General features: G+C 59.3%; 16 protein-coding genes and 1 riboswitch. Of the genes, 12 read left to right on the forward strand and 4 right to left on the reverse strand.

Annotation, left to right across the window (positions count from 1 at the left end; genetic code table 11):
• A partial coding sequence (locus tag QD461_RS35495) for a porin (RefSeq protein WP_414091532.1) occupies nucleotides 1-776 on the reverse strand: 776 nt, incomplete at its 3' end.
• Nucleotides 777-1,383: 607 nt separating this feature from the next.
• Nucleotides 1,384-1,495: riboswitch (TPP riboswitch) on the forward strand.
• 91 nt (nucleotides 1,496-1,586) lie between these two features.
• Between QD461_RS35495 and thiC the strand changes: the two genes are divergently transcribed.
• The 6 genes from thiC to QD461_RS35525 all read left to right on the forward strand — a co-directional run bounded on the left by thiC (nucleotide 1,587) and on the right by QD461_RS35525 (nucleotide 6,482).
• On the forward strand, nucleotides 1,587-3,413 hold the full coding sequence (gene thiC / locus QD461_RS35500) for a phosphomethylpyrimidine synthase ThiC (protein WP_414091533.1): 1,827 nt from the start codon (nucleotides 1,587-1,589) through the stop codon (nucleotides 3,411-3,413).
• Nucleotide 3,414: 1 nt separating this feature from the next.
• Entirely contained in the window at nucleotides 3,415-4,395 is a 981-nt protein-coding gene (thiO, locus tag QD461_RS35505; RefSeq protein WP_414091534.1) for a glycine oxidase ThiO, read from the forward strand.
• Nucleotides 4,386-4,583: a sulfur carrier protein ThiS gene (gene thiS, locus QD461_RS35510; RefSeq protein ID WP_414091536.1), complete on the forward strand. Its 198-nt coding sequence runs from the start codon at nucleotides 4,386-4,388 to the stop codon at nucleotides 4,581-4,583. Before thiO ends, thiS begins: the two co-directional genes overlap by 10 nt.
• Nucleotides 4,584-4,586: 3 nt before the next feature.
• Entirely contained in the window at nucleotides 4,587-5,360 is a 774-nt protein-coding gene (locus QD461_RS35515) for a thiazole synthase (protein ID WP_414091537.1), read from the forward strand.
• Nucleotides 5,357-5,971 (forward strand): thiamine phosphate synthase, encoded by a 615-nt coding sequence (locus tag QD461_RS35520; RefSeq protein WP_414091538.1) that lies wholly within the window; start codon nucleotides 5,357-5,359, stop codon nucleotides 5,969-5,971. The genes QD461_RS35515 and QD461_RS35520 overlap by 4 nt, the downstream gene beginning before the upstream one ends.
• A 157-nt stretch (nucleotides 5,972-6,128) precedes the next feature.
• Nucleotides 6,129-6,482 carry a hypothetical protein gene (locus QD461_RS35525; protein WP_414091539.1) on the forward strand — a complete coding sequence of 118 codons (354 nt, stop codon included), beginning with the start codon at nucleotides 6,129-6,131 and terminating at the stop codon, nucleotides 6,480-6,482.
• 108 nt (nucleotides 6,483-6,590) lie between these two features.
• Here QD461_RS35525 and QD461_RS35530 read toward each other — a convergent pair whose 3' ends face one another.
• Nucleotides 6,591-7,454: an urea carboxylase-associated family protein gene (locus tag QD461_RS35530; RefSeq protein WP_414091540.1), complete on the reverse strand. Its 864-nt coding sequence runs from the start codon at nucleotides 7,452-7,454 to the stop codon at nucleotides 6,591-6,593.
• A 174-nt stretch (nucleotides 7,455-7,628) separates the two neighbouring features.
• Here QD461_RS35530 and QD461_RS35535 point away from each other — a divergent pair, with 174 nt between their 5' ends.
• The 5 genes from QD461_RS35535 to QD461_RS35555 all read left to right on the forward strand — a co-directional run bounded on the left by QD461_RS35535 (nucleotide 7,629) and on the right by QD461_RS35555 (nucleotide 12,335).
• Nucleotides 7,629-8,513 carry a LysR substrate-binding domain-containing protein gene (locus tag QD461_RS35535; RefSeq protein ID WP_414091541.1) on the forward strand — a complete coding sequence of 295 codons (885 nt, stop codon included), beginning with the start codon at nucleotides 7,629-7,631 and terminating at the stop codon, nucleotides 8,511-8,513.
• Between the two features lie 238 nt (nucleotides 8,514-8,751).
• Nucleotides 8,752-9,315, forward strand: a complete 564-nt coding sequence (ahpC, locus tag QD461_RS35540) for an alkyl hydroperoxide reductase subunit C (protein ID WP_184706761.1) — start codon at nucleotides 8,752-8,754, stop codon at nucleotides 9,313-9,315.
• A gap of 117 nt (nucleotides 9,316-9,432) precedes the next feature.
• Nucleotides 9,433-11,013 (forward strand): alkyl hydroperoxide reductase subunit F, encoded by a 1,581-nt coding sequence (gene ahpF / locus QD461_RS35545; RefSeq protein WP_414091542.1) that lies wholly within the window; start codon nucleotides 9,433-9,435, stop codon nucleotides 11,011-11,013.
• Nucleotides 11,014-11,029: 16 nt separating this feature from the next.
• Nucleotides 11,030-11,935 (forward strand): LysR substrate-binding domain-containing protein, encoded by a 906-nt coding sequence (locus QD461_RS35550; RefSeq protein WP_414091543.1) that lies wholly within the window; start codon nucleotides 11,030-11,032, stop codon nucleotides 11,933-11,935.
• 196 nt (nucleotides 11,936-12,131) lie between these two features.
• Nucleotides 12,132-12,335, forward strand: coding sequence for a hypothetical protein (locus tag QD461_RS35555; protein ID WP_414091544.1), 204 nt, complete (start codon nucleotides 12,132-12,134; stop codon nucleotides 12,333-12,335).
• 123 nt (nucleotides 12,336-12,458) lie between these two features.
• Here QD461_RS35555 and QD461_RS35560 read toward each other — a convergent pair whose 3' ends face one another.
• Together QD461_RS35560 and QD461_RS35565 are read right to left on the reverse strand one after the other, a co-directional pair.
• Entirely contained in the window at nucleotides 12,459-13,463 is a 1,005-nt protein-coding gene (locus QD461_RS35560) for a LacI family DNA-binding transcriptional regulator (protein ID WP_414091545.1), read from the reverse strand.
• 71 nt (nucleotides 13,464-13,534) lie between these two features.
• Nucleotides 13,535-14,419, reverse strand: coding sequence for a LysR substrate-binding domain-containing protein (locus QD461_RS35565; protein WP_414091546.1), 885 nt, complete (start codon nucleotides 14,417-14,419; stop codon nucleotides 13,535-13,537).
• Between the two features lie 116 nt (nucleotides 14,420-14,535).
• Here QD461_RS35565 and QD461_RS35570 point away from each other — a divergent pair, with 116 nt between their 5' ends.
• Nucleotides 14,536-14,721 carry a 4-oxalocrotonate tautomerase gene (locus tag QD461_RS35570; protein ID WP_414091547.1) on the forward strand — a complete coding sequence of 62 codons (186 nt, stop codon included), beginning with the start codon at nucleotides 14,536-14,538 and terminating at the stop codon, nucleotides 14,719-14,721.
• Nucleotides 14,722-14,865 lie beyond the last annotated feature (144 nt).

The raw sequence follows: 14,865 nt of genomic DNA on the forward strand, positions 1-14,865 counted from the left end.
AAGAAGGCCAAGAAGGCCGAGAATACGCCGAAGTCAGCATCAACACGAGCCTTGATAGCGCCTTCTTCGACGATCGAGTCGTAACCGCCGACAACCTTGAAGCCCCATGCGCCGGACTTGAAGCCAGCACCGGCGACAACGTCAGGAGCGTAGTGGTTGGATTTGTCGTCTGTCCACCAGCTGGAGCCGTAGGAGTTCTTGCCGTCCGAAGTGGAGTTGCTGTCTTCGAGCGAGATGACTGCCGTGAAACCGTTGCCTGCATCGTAGTTGTAGGTCAACTGGTTCAGTTCGTACGGACCGTCATAGACCACGTCGTCGTTGATGACGTCGCCGGCATATCCGGTGTACGAGACATACTGCGAATCGGCCTTACCAACGAGGAAGCCGCCGAGGCTGATGTTGGCGAACAGCAGCTTGGAGTCGGTGGAGTTGCCTTCCTGCCAGTCCCAACGCATGACCATGTTGGTCTTCAGCGGGCCGTATTCGGTGTCGGTCGCGGTGTCGATGCTCAACTCAGCACGGGTGTGCCACAGCGTGCCGTTATGGGTGTTCGGGCTGTAGGCGTCATACCACTTGCCTTCGGTACGAACCATACCGCCGATCTTGAGGCAGGTTTCGGTGCCCGGAATGAAGAAGTAACCTGCACCATATGCGTCGCAGATGCGAACGTATTCCAGCGGCTCTGGCTCAGCGGCAACGATGGCGTCAGCCGCATGGGCACCGGATACTGCTGCCAGCGCGGCAGCGGAGCCGAGAAGAAGGCTCTTGATGTTCATTATAAACTCCTGGTTTTAATTCGCATTTCGAACTTACCGCGAGTGCAAAGCTGCAACACCACCTCAAAATTCGGTTCGGTCGAAACGCGACAGGCAGCCCGGCAGATACGCACATAATGTTGGCTTGAGTCCCCTCTAACCTCCATACTTGACCCCGCAGCAAAGGCCTTGAAATGCCTCTACCGATCCGGTCGATCAATCGACCGCAAGACAACTTGTGTCCTGCATCTGAGTTACAAACAGTCCGTATGTTTGTCAATTATGTGAAACCAAGCCTAGCATTAGTCTTGGATGCTGTTGCCTAAATGCAACTCCTGCCTGAGAGGCGTCGACAGTTCACCATTCATGGAAATGATGTGGCCCTATGTCGGAGGAGCGGACGGAACGCCCGCCCCGCATATGCCCGCGGGTTCAACTGGCCCAGACGCACGGCATGCCGATCCGCGACCGTTAATGGGGCCGCCCTATCGGCGAGCGCGGCCGGAGCAGGAAGGCAGCCCCCTTGCCCTCAACAATGCCACCACGAAGAATCAGTGGCTTTGGTCAAACGTGACCCATGACAACCCTAGCAGGGTTGACAGAAACGGAAGAGACGGCTTAGCCTTCCATCATTCACCAGGGGGGTCCCGGCAAGGGGCTGAGATACTGCTAGCGTGCGCAGTGACCCGTTGAACCTGATCCAGTTCATACTGGCGTAGGGACGGTGCGAGCGCTTGAAGGCTTCGGATTCCCGCTTGGATTCCATGCCGGCGTCTTTTCATCATTCCGGCTGATGACTGGGTCTCCAACCGCAACTTGGAGCCTCAAACCATGACCATTGCCGCAAAGAACATCACCCCAACCGTTACCACTGGCCCATTGCCGGCGTCACGCAAGATCTACATTCCCGGCGATATCCATAGCGACATCCGCGTGCCGATGCGCGAGATCAGCGTCCATCCGACAGCCGGCGAGCCGCCGGTCGTCGTCTATGATTCATCGGGTCCTTACACGATCGCAGGTGCCGATATCCGCATCGAACAGGGCCTGCCTCAGCTGCGCCGCGACTGGGTGCTCGCCCGAGGCGATGTCGAAGCCTATGAGGGCCGGCATGTCCGCCCGGAGGACAACGGCTTCGTCAGCGGCGACAGATTGACGCCGGAGTTTCCCGGGCAGCGGCAAGCTTTGCGGGCCAAGGATGGCAAGGCCGTGACCCAGCTTGCCTATGCGCGAGCCGGTATCATCACGCCGGAGATGGAATTCATCGCCATCCGCGAAAATCTCGGCCGCAAGGCGAAGGCCGAAGCCCTGATTCGCGACGGCGAAAGCTTCGGAGCCCATATTCCCGACCATGTAACGCCGGAATTCGTCCGCCAGGAAGTCGCCGCCGGGCGTGCGATCATCCCGGCTAACATCAATCATCCCGAAAGCGAGCCGATGATCATCGGCCGGAACTTCCTGGTGAAGATCAACGCCAACATAGGCAATTCCGCCGTCACATCCTCTATGGCGGAAGAGGTCGAGAAAATGGTCTGGGCCGCCCGCTGGGGCGCAGATACGGTGATGGATCTGTCGACCGGGCGCAACATTCACAACATCCGCGAATGGATCATCCGCAACTCGCCGCTGCCGATCGGCACAGTGCCGCTCTATCAGGCGCTGGAAAAGGTCGGCGGCATTGCTGAAGATCTGACCTGGGAGGTCTATCGTGACACGCTGATCGAGCAGGCCGAACAGGGCGTCGATTATTTCACCATTCATGCCGGCGTGCGCCTGCATTACATTCCGTTGACCGTCAATCGCGTTACCGGCATCGTCTCGCGCGGTGGCTCGATCATGGCCAAGTGGTGTCTCCATCACCATCGCGAGAGCTTCCTCTACGAGCATTTCGCCGAAATCTGCGACATCTGCCGCGCCTATGACGTCTCCTTCTCGCTCGGCGACGGCTTGCGCCCGGGCTCGATCGCCGACGCCAACGACGCAGCGCAATTCGCTGAGCTAGAGACACTGGGCGAGTTGACCAAGATCGCCTGGGCAAAGGATTGCCAGGTGATGATCGAAGGCCCGGGCCATGTGCCGATGCACAAGATCAAGGAGAACATGGACAAGCAGCTGGCCGTCTGCGGTGAAGCGCCCTTCTACACGCTCGGGCCGCTGACCACCGACATCGCGCCGGGCTACGACCACATCACCTCTGGTATCGGTGCGGCGATGATCGGCTGGTTCGGCACCGCTATGCTCTGCTATGTCACGCCGAAGGAGCACCTTGGCCTGCCCGACCGCAACGATGTCAAGACCGGTGTCATCACCTATAAGATCGCCGCCCATGCCGCCGATCTCGCCAAGGGCCATCCGGCGGCGCAAGTGCGTGACGACGCACTGTCGCGCGCGCGCTTCGAGTTCCGCTGGGAAGACCAGTTCAACCTGTCGCTTGACCCCGACACCGCCCGCAGCTTCCACGACGAGACCCTGCCGAAGGAAGCGCATAAGGTCGCGCATTTCTGCTCGATGTGCGGCCCCAAATTCTGTTCCATGCGCATTTCACACGACATTCGTGCCGAGGCGCAGAAGGAAGGACTGGATGCGATGGCGGCCAAATACCGCGATGGCGGCGATCTCTACATGCCGGTCGACACGTCGGCCCGTCCGGCCGAATGAGATGCGTGTGCTCATCAAAGGGGCCGGCGTTGCCGGCCTCACGGTCGCCCACGAACTTTCCATTCGCGGGGCAGATGTAACCGTTCTGGATCCATGCGCGAACTTCGATCAAGCGGCCTCGTGGCTCGCTGGCGGCATGCTGGCGCCCTGGTGCGAACGGGAAAACGCCGATGAGGCCGTGCTCAAGCGCGGCCTTGATGCCGCCGACCGATGGGGGGAGATTCTACCTGGCGAAGTCGTGCGCAACGGAACCCTGGTCGTCGCGTCGACACGCGATCAGAACGAGCTGAAGCGGTTCGCCGCGCGCACCACCTGTTATCGCTGGGTCGACGAGAATGAAATCGCGGTTCTCGAACCCGCCCTTGCCGGGCGCTTCAGGAACGGACTGTTCTTTGCGGAGGAAGCCCATCTCGATCCTCGCCGCGTGCTGCCTGGTTTGAAAGCACGGCTTCTGGCACATGGTGTTGCTTTTGTTGCAGCGGATGTTTGCGAGGATGATTTCCCTGAGATCATCGATTGCACAGGGGCTTCCCGAATCGGACACACTTGTGACCTGCGTGGCGTTCGCGGCGAGATGCTGTATCTCCACACGGAAGAGATCACGCTCGCCCGGCCCATCCGCCTGCTGCATCCGCGCGTTCCGGTCTATATCGTCCCCCGCGACAACGGGCTTTTCATGGTCGGAGCCACCATGATCGAAACGGACTTCGACGGGCCGATCACGGCACGATCGCTGATGGAACTGTTGAATGCGGCCTATGCACTGCATCCGGCCTTCGCCGAGGCCACCCTGGTCGAAACCGGTGCCGGCATCCGCCCTGCCTTTCCCGACAATTTTCCGCGCGTGACCCGAGAAGGCAAAACCACAAGCCTCAACGGCCTTTACCGCCATGGTTTCTTATTGGCGCCGGCAATGGCGGTCGACGTTGTGGATCTTGTCTTTCCCGAGGTGTCAGATCAGAGGAGCCCCAGATGCGCCTGATTATCAATGGCGAGACCCAGACCATCGCCGTCACCACACTTTCACAGCTACTTGCAGCGCTCGACTACGAGGGCGACTGGCTCGCAACGGCGGTCAATGGCGATCTCATCCACCGGGAGGATCGCGACGACCATGCGCTGAACGACAATGACAGGATCGAAATCCTCACTCCGATGCAAGGGGGCTGAACCATGCTCGACCTTTACGGCGTCAAAGTCGCATCACGCCTTCTTCTCGGCACCGCGCGCTATCCTTCACCGTCGGTTCTCGCCGAGGCAGTCAAGCGATCCGCGACGGAGATCGTCACGGTGTCGCTACGGCGCGAGGCGGCAGGCGGACGCAGCGGCGGCGCATTCTTCGAGATGATCCGTCAACTCGGCGTTCGCGTTTTGCCCAACACCGCCGGATGCCACGGCGTCTCGGAAGCGGTACTGACGGCAAAGATGGCCCGCGAGGTATTCCAGACCAACTGGATCAAGCTCGAGGTGATCGGCAATCACGACACGCTGCAGCCGGATGTCTTTGGATTGGTCGAGGCGGCGCGGATTTTGACAAGCGAAGGCTTTGAGGTCTTCCCCTATACGACGGACGATCTGGTCGTGGCCGAACGACTGATGGAAGCCGGATGCAAGGTCCTCATGCCTTGGTGTGCGCCAATCGGTACCGCGGCAGGGCCGCTCAATCCGTCCGCTCTTCGCTCGATGCGGGCGCATTTTCCCGAAATGCCGTTGATTGTAGACGCCGGCATCGGCCGGCCCTCGCATGCGGCATCCGTCATGGAACTGGGCTTCGATGCGGTGCTGTTGAACACCGCCGTCGCCGGAGCACGCGATCCGGGCATCATGGCAGAAGCGTTTGCCGGGGCCATCGATGCCGGAAGACAGGCCTTCAATGCGGGCCTGCTGGAGCCGCGCGACATGGCCGTGCCATCAACGCCGGTCATCGGAAAGGCGGTGTTTGCATGAGGCTCGATCCATTTTATCTGATCGTCGATAGTGCGGCATGGATCGAGAGGCTGGTGCCGCTCGGCGTCAAGCTTGTGCAATTGCGTATCAAGGGTCGCCCACTTTCGGAAATCCGAGCGGATATCCGCAGGGCAAAGGCCATCTGCGCGACCAACGGATGCCAATTGGTCGTCAATGACTATTGGCAATTGGCTATAGAGGAAGGCTGCGATTTCCTCCATCTCGGCCAGGAGGATCTGGCGGTGGCAGATCTTGGCGCCATTCGCAAAGCAGGGTTGAAGCTCGGGCTTTCGACCCATGACGGCGCCGAGCTGCAAACAGCGCTCGCAGCCGACCCCGACTACATCGCCCTCGGGCCGATCTACCCCACCATTTTGAAAGCCATGCCTTGGGCAGCCCAAGGTCTCGAACGCATCGGCGAGTGGAAAGCCATTGCCGGCAATATTCCGCTTGTCGCGATCGGTGGCCTGACCGTGGAGCGGATCCCTGGGGTATTCGAGAACGGCGCCGACTGCGCTGCCGTCGTGACCGATATCACGCGCAATCCCAATCCCGAATCGCGGACACTGGAATGGCTGAAATCGACACGCAGGCACGATTCGGTTGGCTGACCCATTGCGGAATCGCCTCCAAAACGGCAGAGTTTTCAGGCACTTGCGCCGATGAACGGCCCATTCATAGAATATTCAGCTGAACATAATCATGCTCTAGACGTTGAATAGATAGCTCGCGTATTCGCTGAGCACGACGACTGCTTTGGAGGTAGTCATGATAAAGAAAAAGATTCTCACGGTTTTGCTGGCCGCAACGGTGGTCGGCGGCGCGCTGGCTCCCGCAAGCTACGCACAGGCGCAGTATTATGACGGTCGCGCACCCTATCGCGGCGACTGGCGTGGACATGACGACTGGCGCCGCCATCATCGTCACAACAATGGCGCGGCAATCGCAGGCGGCCTAGCTGCTGGCCTCATCGGCGGCCTTATCGTCGGCGGCGCCCTTTCCAACCGGGGTCCGGTCTACGAAGTCGCCCCCCCGCAGCCGAGATGCTGGTTTGAGAGCCAACCGGTTCAAAATCAGTATGATGACGGCTATCACTACGAGCGCGTACGCGTCTGCAACTAAGCGGCCGATGAGCTGTCTGCCCTCGCAGATGCCAGATCTGATAAAGAATTTTGATTTGCCGGTGGTCTGACCGCCGGCAATATCTATGTTTGGCGACTATCCGCCCACTTAAAGACCATGCGTTCTCGGATAGGCATTCGGCTCGGGAAAATCCCGACCAGCAAGGCTCGTGCGATCAGGCCGCCAGATCTCGATACCCAACGGATAGCAAGGCGCCGCATCGCTTGAGTGGCCGCTGCCGCAATCGCCGCCCGGGCAGGCGGAAATGGCGCCCAGAAGATCAATCTCCGCAAAGAATTCGATGAAATCACCGGGCCGCACTGGGCTCGCTTTCATGAAATATTGATGAGTGTCGCGCGTGAAGCCCGTGCACATGAAGACATTCAGCACATCATGCACGTGCATTTCAGCGTCCCGAACGGGGATACCAGTTGCTGACGCAAGCGCGCGCGACAAATTCGAGTGGCAGCAATGGTGGTAATCATTACCCTTCAGCAGCCGGTTCGTATAGGGATCGCAGCGCGTGCCGATGACATCATGAACGCCGGCGCCATCCTTATCCCAGCCATACCAGCCAAGCGTGTCATGGGTAATCGTCGCCATCGGGCGCAGATAGGGCAAGTTGCTCCACAGCCGATCGCCGACGCCGACATGCGTGGCGTGAAGCGCCCGCGTTTTGCCGCTAAAGAAGCGCTCCGAAAGGTCGTCGGCGTTCCACAGATTCAGGTCGCCGACCTGCGGCCCCTCCCTGCCAACGATGCGAAAAAAGTGGCCCTTAGGCACCCGAAAGCTGCCGGCGTCCCGCGGTGGTACAATGATCTCGTCGACCTTAGTCATGCTTTGCCTTGCGGCCTGAAGAATATTCAACCCGGAAGGCGGCAAGGTCTCATTCGGATAGACAACGACCGGCGGCTTGCTGCGCCGTTCCTCTGCATCAGCTGGCGCGGCAACATCGCGGATTTCTTGCTTCATTGTCATATAGATCCTTGGACGGTTGAGGATTTAAACCTTGCTTGCATTCGAAGCATACAATGTCGCAAGCGGCGCCATCCATGCTACGATTGGATCTGCATTGTAAATCGATCGTGACCACAAACAACGCTCAATGTTCTTGCTCTTTGGCTAAGTCAAACTTAGTCTTATTCAATGCGTCACATCCCCTATGCTTCTCTTCGCGCCCTTGAAGCGGCCTTGCGCCACGAGAGCTTCGCAAGGGCCGCAACAGAACTCAATCTGACGGCCGCAGGCGTAAGCCAGCATGTCAGAATCGTCGAAAATTGGCTTGGTGTTGCGCTGTTCACGCGCCATGCCCGAGGGGTGACGGCAACAGCAGCCGGCCGCGAATTTGGGGCGGCCGTGGCAAATGGCCTCGGGCAAATCGAAAGCGCGGCGCAAAAGTTGGCCGGGACACGCCATGACCGACCGGTCAGCATCGCTTGCATCGCGTCCGTCGCCACTCGCTGGCTGATCCCGCGCTTGCCGAGATTCAGAGAAGAACATCCCGATATTCGCATCAACATCGTCTATGCGCTTGATGCCAAGACGCCGGAATCGGCAAGCGTGGACCTGTTGATCCGGCACGGAATCCAACCCAGCGCAAATTCCACTGCCCTCTTGAGCGGCGAGACACGCCCCACCTGTTCGGCGGAGTACCGACGTCGGCACGGTCCCATTGAGACGCCGGCCAAACTGCTCGACCTCGAACTTCTTCACGACGAAACGCCAACCTCCTGGGCACGCTGGTTTGCGGATACAGGGATTGGCACGCCCTTGAGACCTGGCCCTGTCTTTGCAGACTTCAGCTTGATGATCGGATCAATCGTTGGTTCCCAGGGCATCGGTCTCTGCCCCGGCGCGCTAATTGTCGAGGAATTGGCCAACGGCGCATTGGTCACGCTGTTCGAATCACCTTTGGATACCGACAAATTCTACTGGCTGATCGAAGCCGATCATCTTTCCAGGCAAGCCGAAACGCTGCGTGATTGGCTGGTAGCAGAAAGCTGCAGATCTCAATCGGGGTATCATTCGTGAGGCATCCATCTAAACAGCAGCCGCCCTCACACAGCCTGTAAGCGCTTTGATCACCCGACCAGTTTCCTGCGTCGCACTGCGTCGTTTAGGCGCTGGCGATATCCACAAGCGTGGCAACTCTAGCCAACCAAGATAGATGGAAACTATCGATTCTTTCTGATTTATCTATTTTGCTTATTGCGGCGCACGCACTATGTTGCGGCGCGAAATACATCTGTCCAAACATTGCAAGGGTACCATGTCCGTTCTCAATACCGCCGTTAAGCCGTTCAAAGCCCAGGCTTTCAAGCAGGGAAAATTCGTCGAAGTCACGGAAGCTGACATCGCTGGCAAGTGGGCGGTCTTCTTCTTCTATCCGGCCGACTTCACCTTCGTCTGCCCGACCGAACTTGGCGACGTCGCCGACCACTATTCCGAGCTTCAGCGTCTCGGCGTCGAAGTGTTTTCCGTCTCGACAGACACGCATTTCACCCACAAGGCCTGGCATGATAGCTCCGAGACCATCGGCAAGATCCAGTATGCCATGATCGGCGACCCCACAGGCGCGATCACGCGTAACTTCGACGTCATGCGCGAAGCCGAAGGCCTTGCCGACCGAGGCACCTTCGTTGTCGATCCGGACGGCGTTATTCAGGCCATGGAAATCACCGCAGAAGGCATCGGCCGCAACGCTGTCGATCTCCTGCGCCGTATCAAGGCTGCTCAGTATGTTCGCTCGCATCCGGGCGAAGTTTGCCCGGCAAAGTGGGAAGAAGGCGAAAAGACGCTTGCTCCTTCGCTGCAGCTCGTCGGCAAGATCTGATCTCAGAACCATTGGCCTTCCCTGAATCAGGGGAAGGCCACCCAATAGATACGAGAGCCTATACGTCCGCCGCATCAGGCAGGCGACGAATTCCCATTTCCTGCAGGAGACATATCGATGCTTGACGACGCGCTGAAAAGCCAATTGAAGGCCTATCTGGAGAAGGTCGTGCGTCCGATCGAGATCCGCGCCAATGTCGACGACAGCGCCAAGTCGGCGGAAATGGTAGCTCTTCTGAATGACATCGTCGGTCTTTCTGACAAAATCACGCTCGCCGAACAGCGCGATGGCGGCGAGCGAGCGCCTTCCTTCGCGTTGACGAGCCCCGGCCACGATATCAACCTACGCTTTGCCGGCATTCCGCTCGGTCACGAATTCACGTCGCTGGTCCTTGCATTGCTACAGACCGGCGGTCACCCGCCGCGCGTCGAACAGGCGATCCTCGACCAGATCCGCGATCTTAGGGGCGAATTCCGCTTCGAGACCTATTTCTCGCTATCCTGCCAGAACTGCCCCGATGTCGTGCAGGCATTGAACCTGATGTCCATCCTCAACCCGCAGATCAGCCATGTCGCTATCGACGGCGCCGTCTTCCCAAAGGAGGTCGCGGACCGACAGGTCATGTCGGTGCCGACGATCTACCTGAATGACGGGGTCTTCGGACAGGGCCGCATGGAAGTCGAGCAGATCATCGCTAAGCTCGACACGAGTGCGGTCAAGCGTGCCGCCGACAGGCTGAAGACGCTGGAAACCTTCGACGTCCTCGTCGTTGGCGGCGGGCCGGCCGGTGCCGCTTCGGCAATCTATGCCGCCCGCAAGGGCATCCGCACCGGTGTCGTTGCCGAGCGCTTCGGCGGCCAGGTGCTAGACACCATGGCGATCGAAAATTTCATTTCGGTTCCGCACACCGAGGGACCGGCTTTTGCCACGGCGCTTGAGACGCATGTGAAGGACTATCCAGTCGAGATCATGAATCTGCAGCGTGCGCAGAAGCTCGGTCGCCACGGCGATCTCTTCGAAGTCGAGCTGGAAAGCGGCGCGACGCTGAGGTCCCGTTCCGTCATCCTTTCAACGGGCGCACGCTGGCGCCAGATGGGCGTGCCAGGCGAAGAGCATTATCGCAACAAGGGCGTCGCCTATTGCCCGCATTGCGATGGTCCATTGTTCAAGGGTAAGAGCGTTGCCGTCATTGGCGGCGGCAATTCCGGCGTCGAGGCGGCGATCGATCTTGCCGGCGTCGTCAAGCACGTCACGCTTATAGAATTCGACAGCAAGCTGCGCGCCGACGACGTGCTGCAGCGAAAGCTGCGTAGCCTTGCCAACGTCGATATCATTCTTTCGGCGAAGACGACGGAAGTTTTGGGCGATGGCAGCAAGGTCACCGGCCTGGTCTACGAGGATCGCACGAAGGGCAACAATCACACCCTGGCACTCGAAGGTGTCTTCGTGCAGATCGGACTGCTGCCGAACACCGAATGGCTGAAGGGCATGATCGCCCTTTCGGCTCGCGGCGAGATCGAGGTTGACCATCACGGCCAGACATCGATCCCAGGCGTTTTTGCGGCCGGCGATTGCACGACGGTTCCCTATAAGCAGATCGTCATTGCTCTCGGTGAAGGCGCAAAGGCTTCGCTTGCAGCCTTTGACTACCTGATCCGCAAGTCTGCGCCTGACGAAGAAGAAGCCAAGGCCGCCTGATGACACGAGACGTCTCATGACGTTGAGGGAACTGGAATATCTCGTCGCGCTGGCCAAGTATCGCCACTTTGGTCGCGCGGCCGAGGCGTGCCTTGTGAGCCAGCCGACCTTGTCGGCCCAGATCCGCAAGCTCGAGACCGAGCTTGGCACGCCTCTCGTCGAGCGCGATTCCCGCTCTGTCATGCTGACGGATTTCGGCAAGGATGCCGTGGAGCGAGCAACACGAATTCTCGTCGATGTCCAGCAGTTGAAGAATGCAGCGCTGCTGCGACAGAATCCGGAACTAGGCGTGCTGCGCCTGGGCGTCTTTCCGACGCTTGGCCCTTATCTGCTGCCGCATGTCGTGCCTCCGATCCATGAGCGCTTTCCCGAGCTTGAACTACTGCTCATCGAAGAAAAGAGCGGCACATTGCTGTCGCGTCTGAGGGACGGCGAACTCGACGCCGCGCTCCTTGCCCTTCCTGTCGATACCGACCAATTGCAGACGGAGTTCCTGTTCGAGGAGCCGTTCCTTCTGGCAGTTCCCAAGAAGCACCCGCTGGCCGAGCGCAACAGCATCGACATGGACGATCTCGGCTGCCACGAACTGATGCTGCTGGAAGAGGGCCATTGCCTGCGCGAACACGCGCTGGACGTCTGCCGGCTCTCCGGCGCGGGGCACCGATCGTCCTTTAGGGCAACAAGTCTGGAGACCTTGCGTCTCATGGTCGGTGCCAATGTCGGCGTCACTTTGCTGCCCGCGCTGGCAACCGTCAACCCCATGCTGTTATGGGACAAAATACGGCTGCTATCGTTCGAAGACGGCAACCCGACGCGCCGGATCGGCCTTTGCTGGCGCAAAAGCGCGCCGACCGGTCCGCTGTTGACGCAACTTGCCGATATCGTCCGCTCGACGGCACAGCGACTGCTGCAAATCGAATAGAAGCGTGAGTACCAGACCCGGGCTCAGCGAAAGCTACCTATAACGGGCCGGCGTGTCTTCCCGGGTGACCAGACTATCTCGACCCCTCTGAGCCCTGCCGCAATTTGGTGAAAGCCCGTCACCGGAACAAATGTCCCACGCGGCGCATTCCCAAACATATGGCACCCCTGTTCGGTTGTTTGCAAAGGAGATGGCTATGGACCAGAACACGATCGATCGGCTCAACTCGATAAGTCAGGAGCTCAATGCCCGAGCTCATGCTCTGTCCAAGGCTGCGGACGGCCGCGACCACGCACTCATCATGTCGGCGCTGGGCATCATGATAGAGGAGGTGCGATCTTTAGATCAAAAGGTCGCCCGCCTCGATGGCCCGAAAGGGATTGGCGCGGCGGGCTCCTGAGCTTGCTCCTCGTCACAATCTCAAGCGGATCGCCGCGACTGAACGCGGGGGTTCGGCTATGTCAGCCTTGAATTTGGCGATATCTCTGCCGACATTCCCTTATCAGCAAGGGGGTTGATATCGTCAAAGGCTTTCGGCGGTAACCGTCAGAAAGCGAACCGGCTCGGGATCGATATCCGTGTCGATCAGCCCCAACCGCTTCAGCGTCAGGTCGATGGCGCGGCGTGCCTGAACTTCCGGCACCTGGTCAAGCACGATCGTCATCAGGCCTTCTTTCAGATAGCCGTGCGTCGCGTCGGATAATTCATGCCCGACCCAAAAGACCGGCCGCTGCCGATGGCGGCGCAGAACGGTGGCGATCGCGGCGTTATCGCCACCGGCACTATAGAGGCCGACAATATCGGGATATCGGGCGAAGGCGCTCGTCAGCAACTCCATCGTCTTCATTTCATCGTCTTCATCGAACATAACCTCGACGAAGCGATGCGACGGGTTCGCCTGATGCAGCAGATAATCTGAAAATCCGCGGATGCGTGCCTTGTGGTTTTCGTAAGCACCGCTGTGACAAAGTGCGAGGAAAGTGCCGGCGATACCGGCCTGCATGCGTGCCATATAGAAGGCAGCCGTGCGGCCGGCAGCTTCGTTGTCGATGCCGACATAAGCAAGCTCCCGCGCCGGCCGCGTCATGATCTGGATGACGGGTATGCCGCTCCCGGCAGCGTGGCGAACACTGCCGACGACATCCGGGTGGTCGGGCGCGACGACGATCAAGGCAGAGCGCCGCGCTTTCGGATTTGCGATGTGCCTGGAAAATTCGGCCGGGTCGTCCTCACGCGCGAAGGTCCTCTGGATCTGTATATCCTTGTCGAGCAGAGCGGCGATGCGCTCGAAGGCACGGTTGAGCCTCGAGTAGAAGTAGGTTTCGGGCCGCAGCAATACGACCTCGATGCGCACAAGACCGTGTCTCGTGCCCGCAAGCGGCGCGCGATAACCAAGTCGCTTGGCTGCAATGAATATCTTCTCCGCAGTCTCCGGTAAGACATTGCCGCGCCCGTTGAGCGCACGCTCCACCGTTGCAGCACCAACCCCTGCTGCAGCCGCCACATCCTTCAACGTAACCTTGGCCACCTACCCCTCACCCTTCAATGGCATGATCAGATTTGATCATAGATTCGCAACTCGCGAAAGAGACGTAAAGCTCAGCCAAAACGGGCAACGAGGAAATCGATGGCGCTGCGCAACATAGCGGTCGGGCGTCGGTCGGGCGCATAGACCAGATGCATCGGCGTCGGCTTGTAAGACCATTCCGGCAGCACGAGCTCCAATCGGCCAGCATCAAGATCGGCTGCCAAAAGTAGCTCCGGCTGGAGGACGATCCCTGCCCCGTGCAGGGCGGCAACACGCAGAGCGCCACCCTGGTTGGCGGTGAACCTTCCCTTTATCGCAATCTCACGGACCTCACCCTCAGGGCCAACCAAATGCCAACGGCCTTGCAAACGCCAATAAGAATGGCCCAGGCACACGTGATTGAGGAGATCCTCCGGAACTTGCGGTCGACCGCAGCGATCGAGATAGTTTGGCGATGCCGCGAGAATACGCCGATAGGGTTTTAGCGGGCGAGCGACCAGACCGGAATTCGTCAGGTCGCCGATATGGATACCGAGTTCGTAGCCCTCACCGATCATGTCATGCAGATTGTTGTCCAGCGCCAGATCGACGCTGACGTCGAGGTTCTGATGCAGATATTCCACCAGAGCCGGCACAAGGCTTTGCGTCCCGAAGCTGACGGGCGCGACGAGCCGCAAGCGCCCACGCGGCGCTGACTGCAGTTCGAATGCGGATTGTTCGGCCAGCTCGACCTCGGCCAGCACGGTCTTGCAGCGCTCGTAGTAGAGCTTACCAACCTCGGTCACCTGGTGGCGGCGCGTGGTGCGATGAAGGAGCCGGGCGCCGAGCCGTTGCTCTATCGTCCTGATGTGTTTGGCGACCATTGTCGCCGATACCTGGCTGACATCGGCGGCAGCGGCAAAACTACCATGCTCGACCACCCTGACGAACATCGCCATGCCAGCCAACTTGTCCATAATTGCGTACCCATAGGTTTGGAATGAAGCAAGTGGGAGCGTATTTATCGCTCCTGAGTTTTGCAAGATAGTCCGTAGCGCCAAACAATTGGCGACATTCTCTCAAGGAGTTACCCATGCCCATCTTGCGCTTGGAAATGCATCCCGGCCGCACACAGGATCAGAAGCGCGCCTTCGTTCGCGAGGTGACCAAGGCGGCCGTTGAAACGCTGGCTTGCCCACCGGAATCGGTGGAAATCATCATTACCGAGATTTCGAAGGATGCTTGGGCAACGGCGGGCAAGCTGAAATCGGATAGCTGAGCCAATTCGACAAAGCCATTCCTGCCTGACGGTCCGAACGCGGCCGTCAGGCAGGATCTGTCGCCAAATCCTGACGTCCCCACGCCTCGGCCCAATCCATCAACCGGGCCAGCTCCTGCTTGAGGGAATGCGAGTGAAGGATAT

It is taken from the genome of Rhizobium sp. BR 314 (genome assembly GCF_047445805.1).
Taxonomy (GTDB): Bacteria; Pseudomonadota; Alphaproteobacteria; order Rhizobiales; family Rhizobiaceae; genus Rhizobium; species Rhizobium lusitanum_B.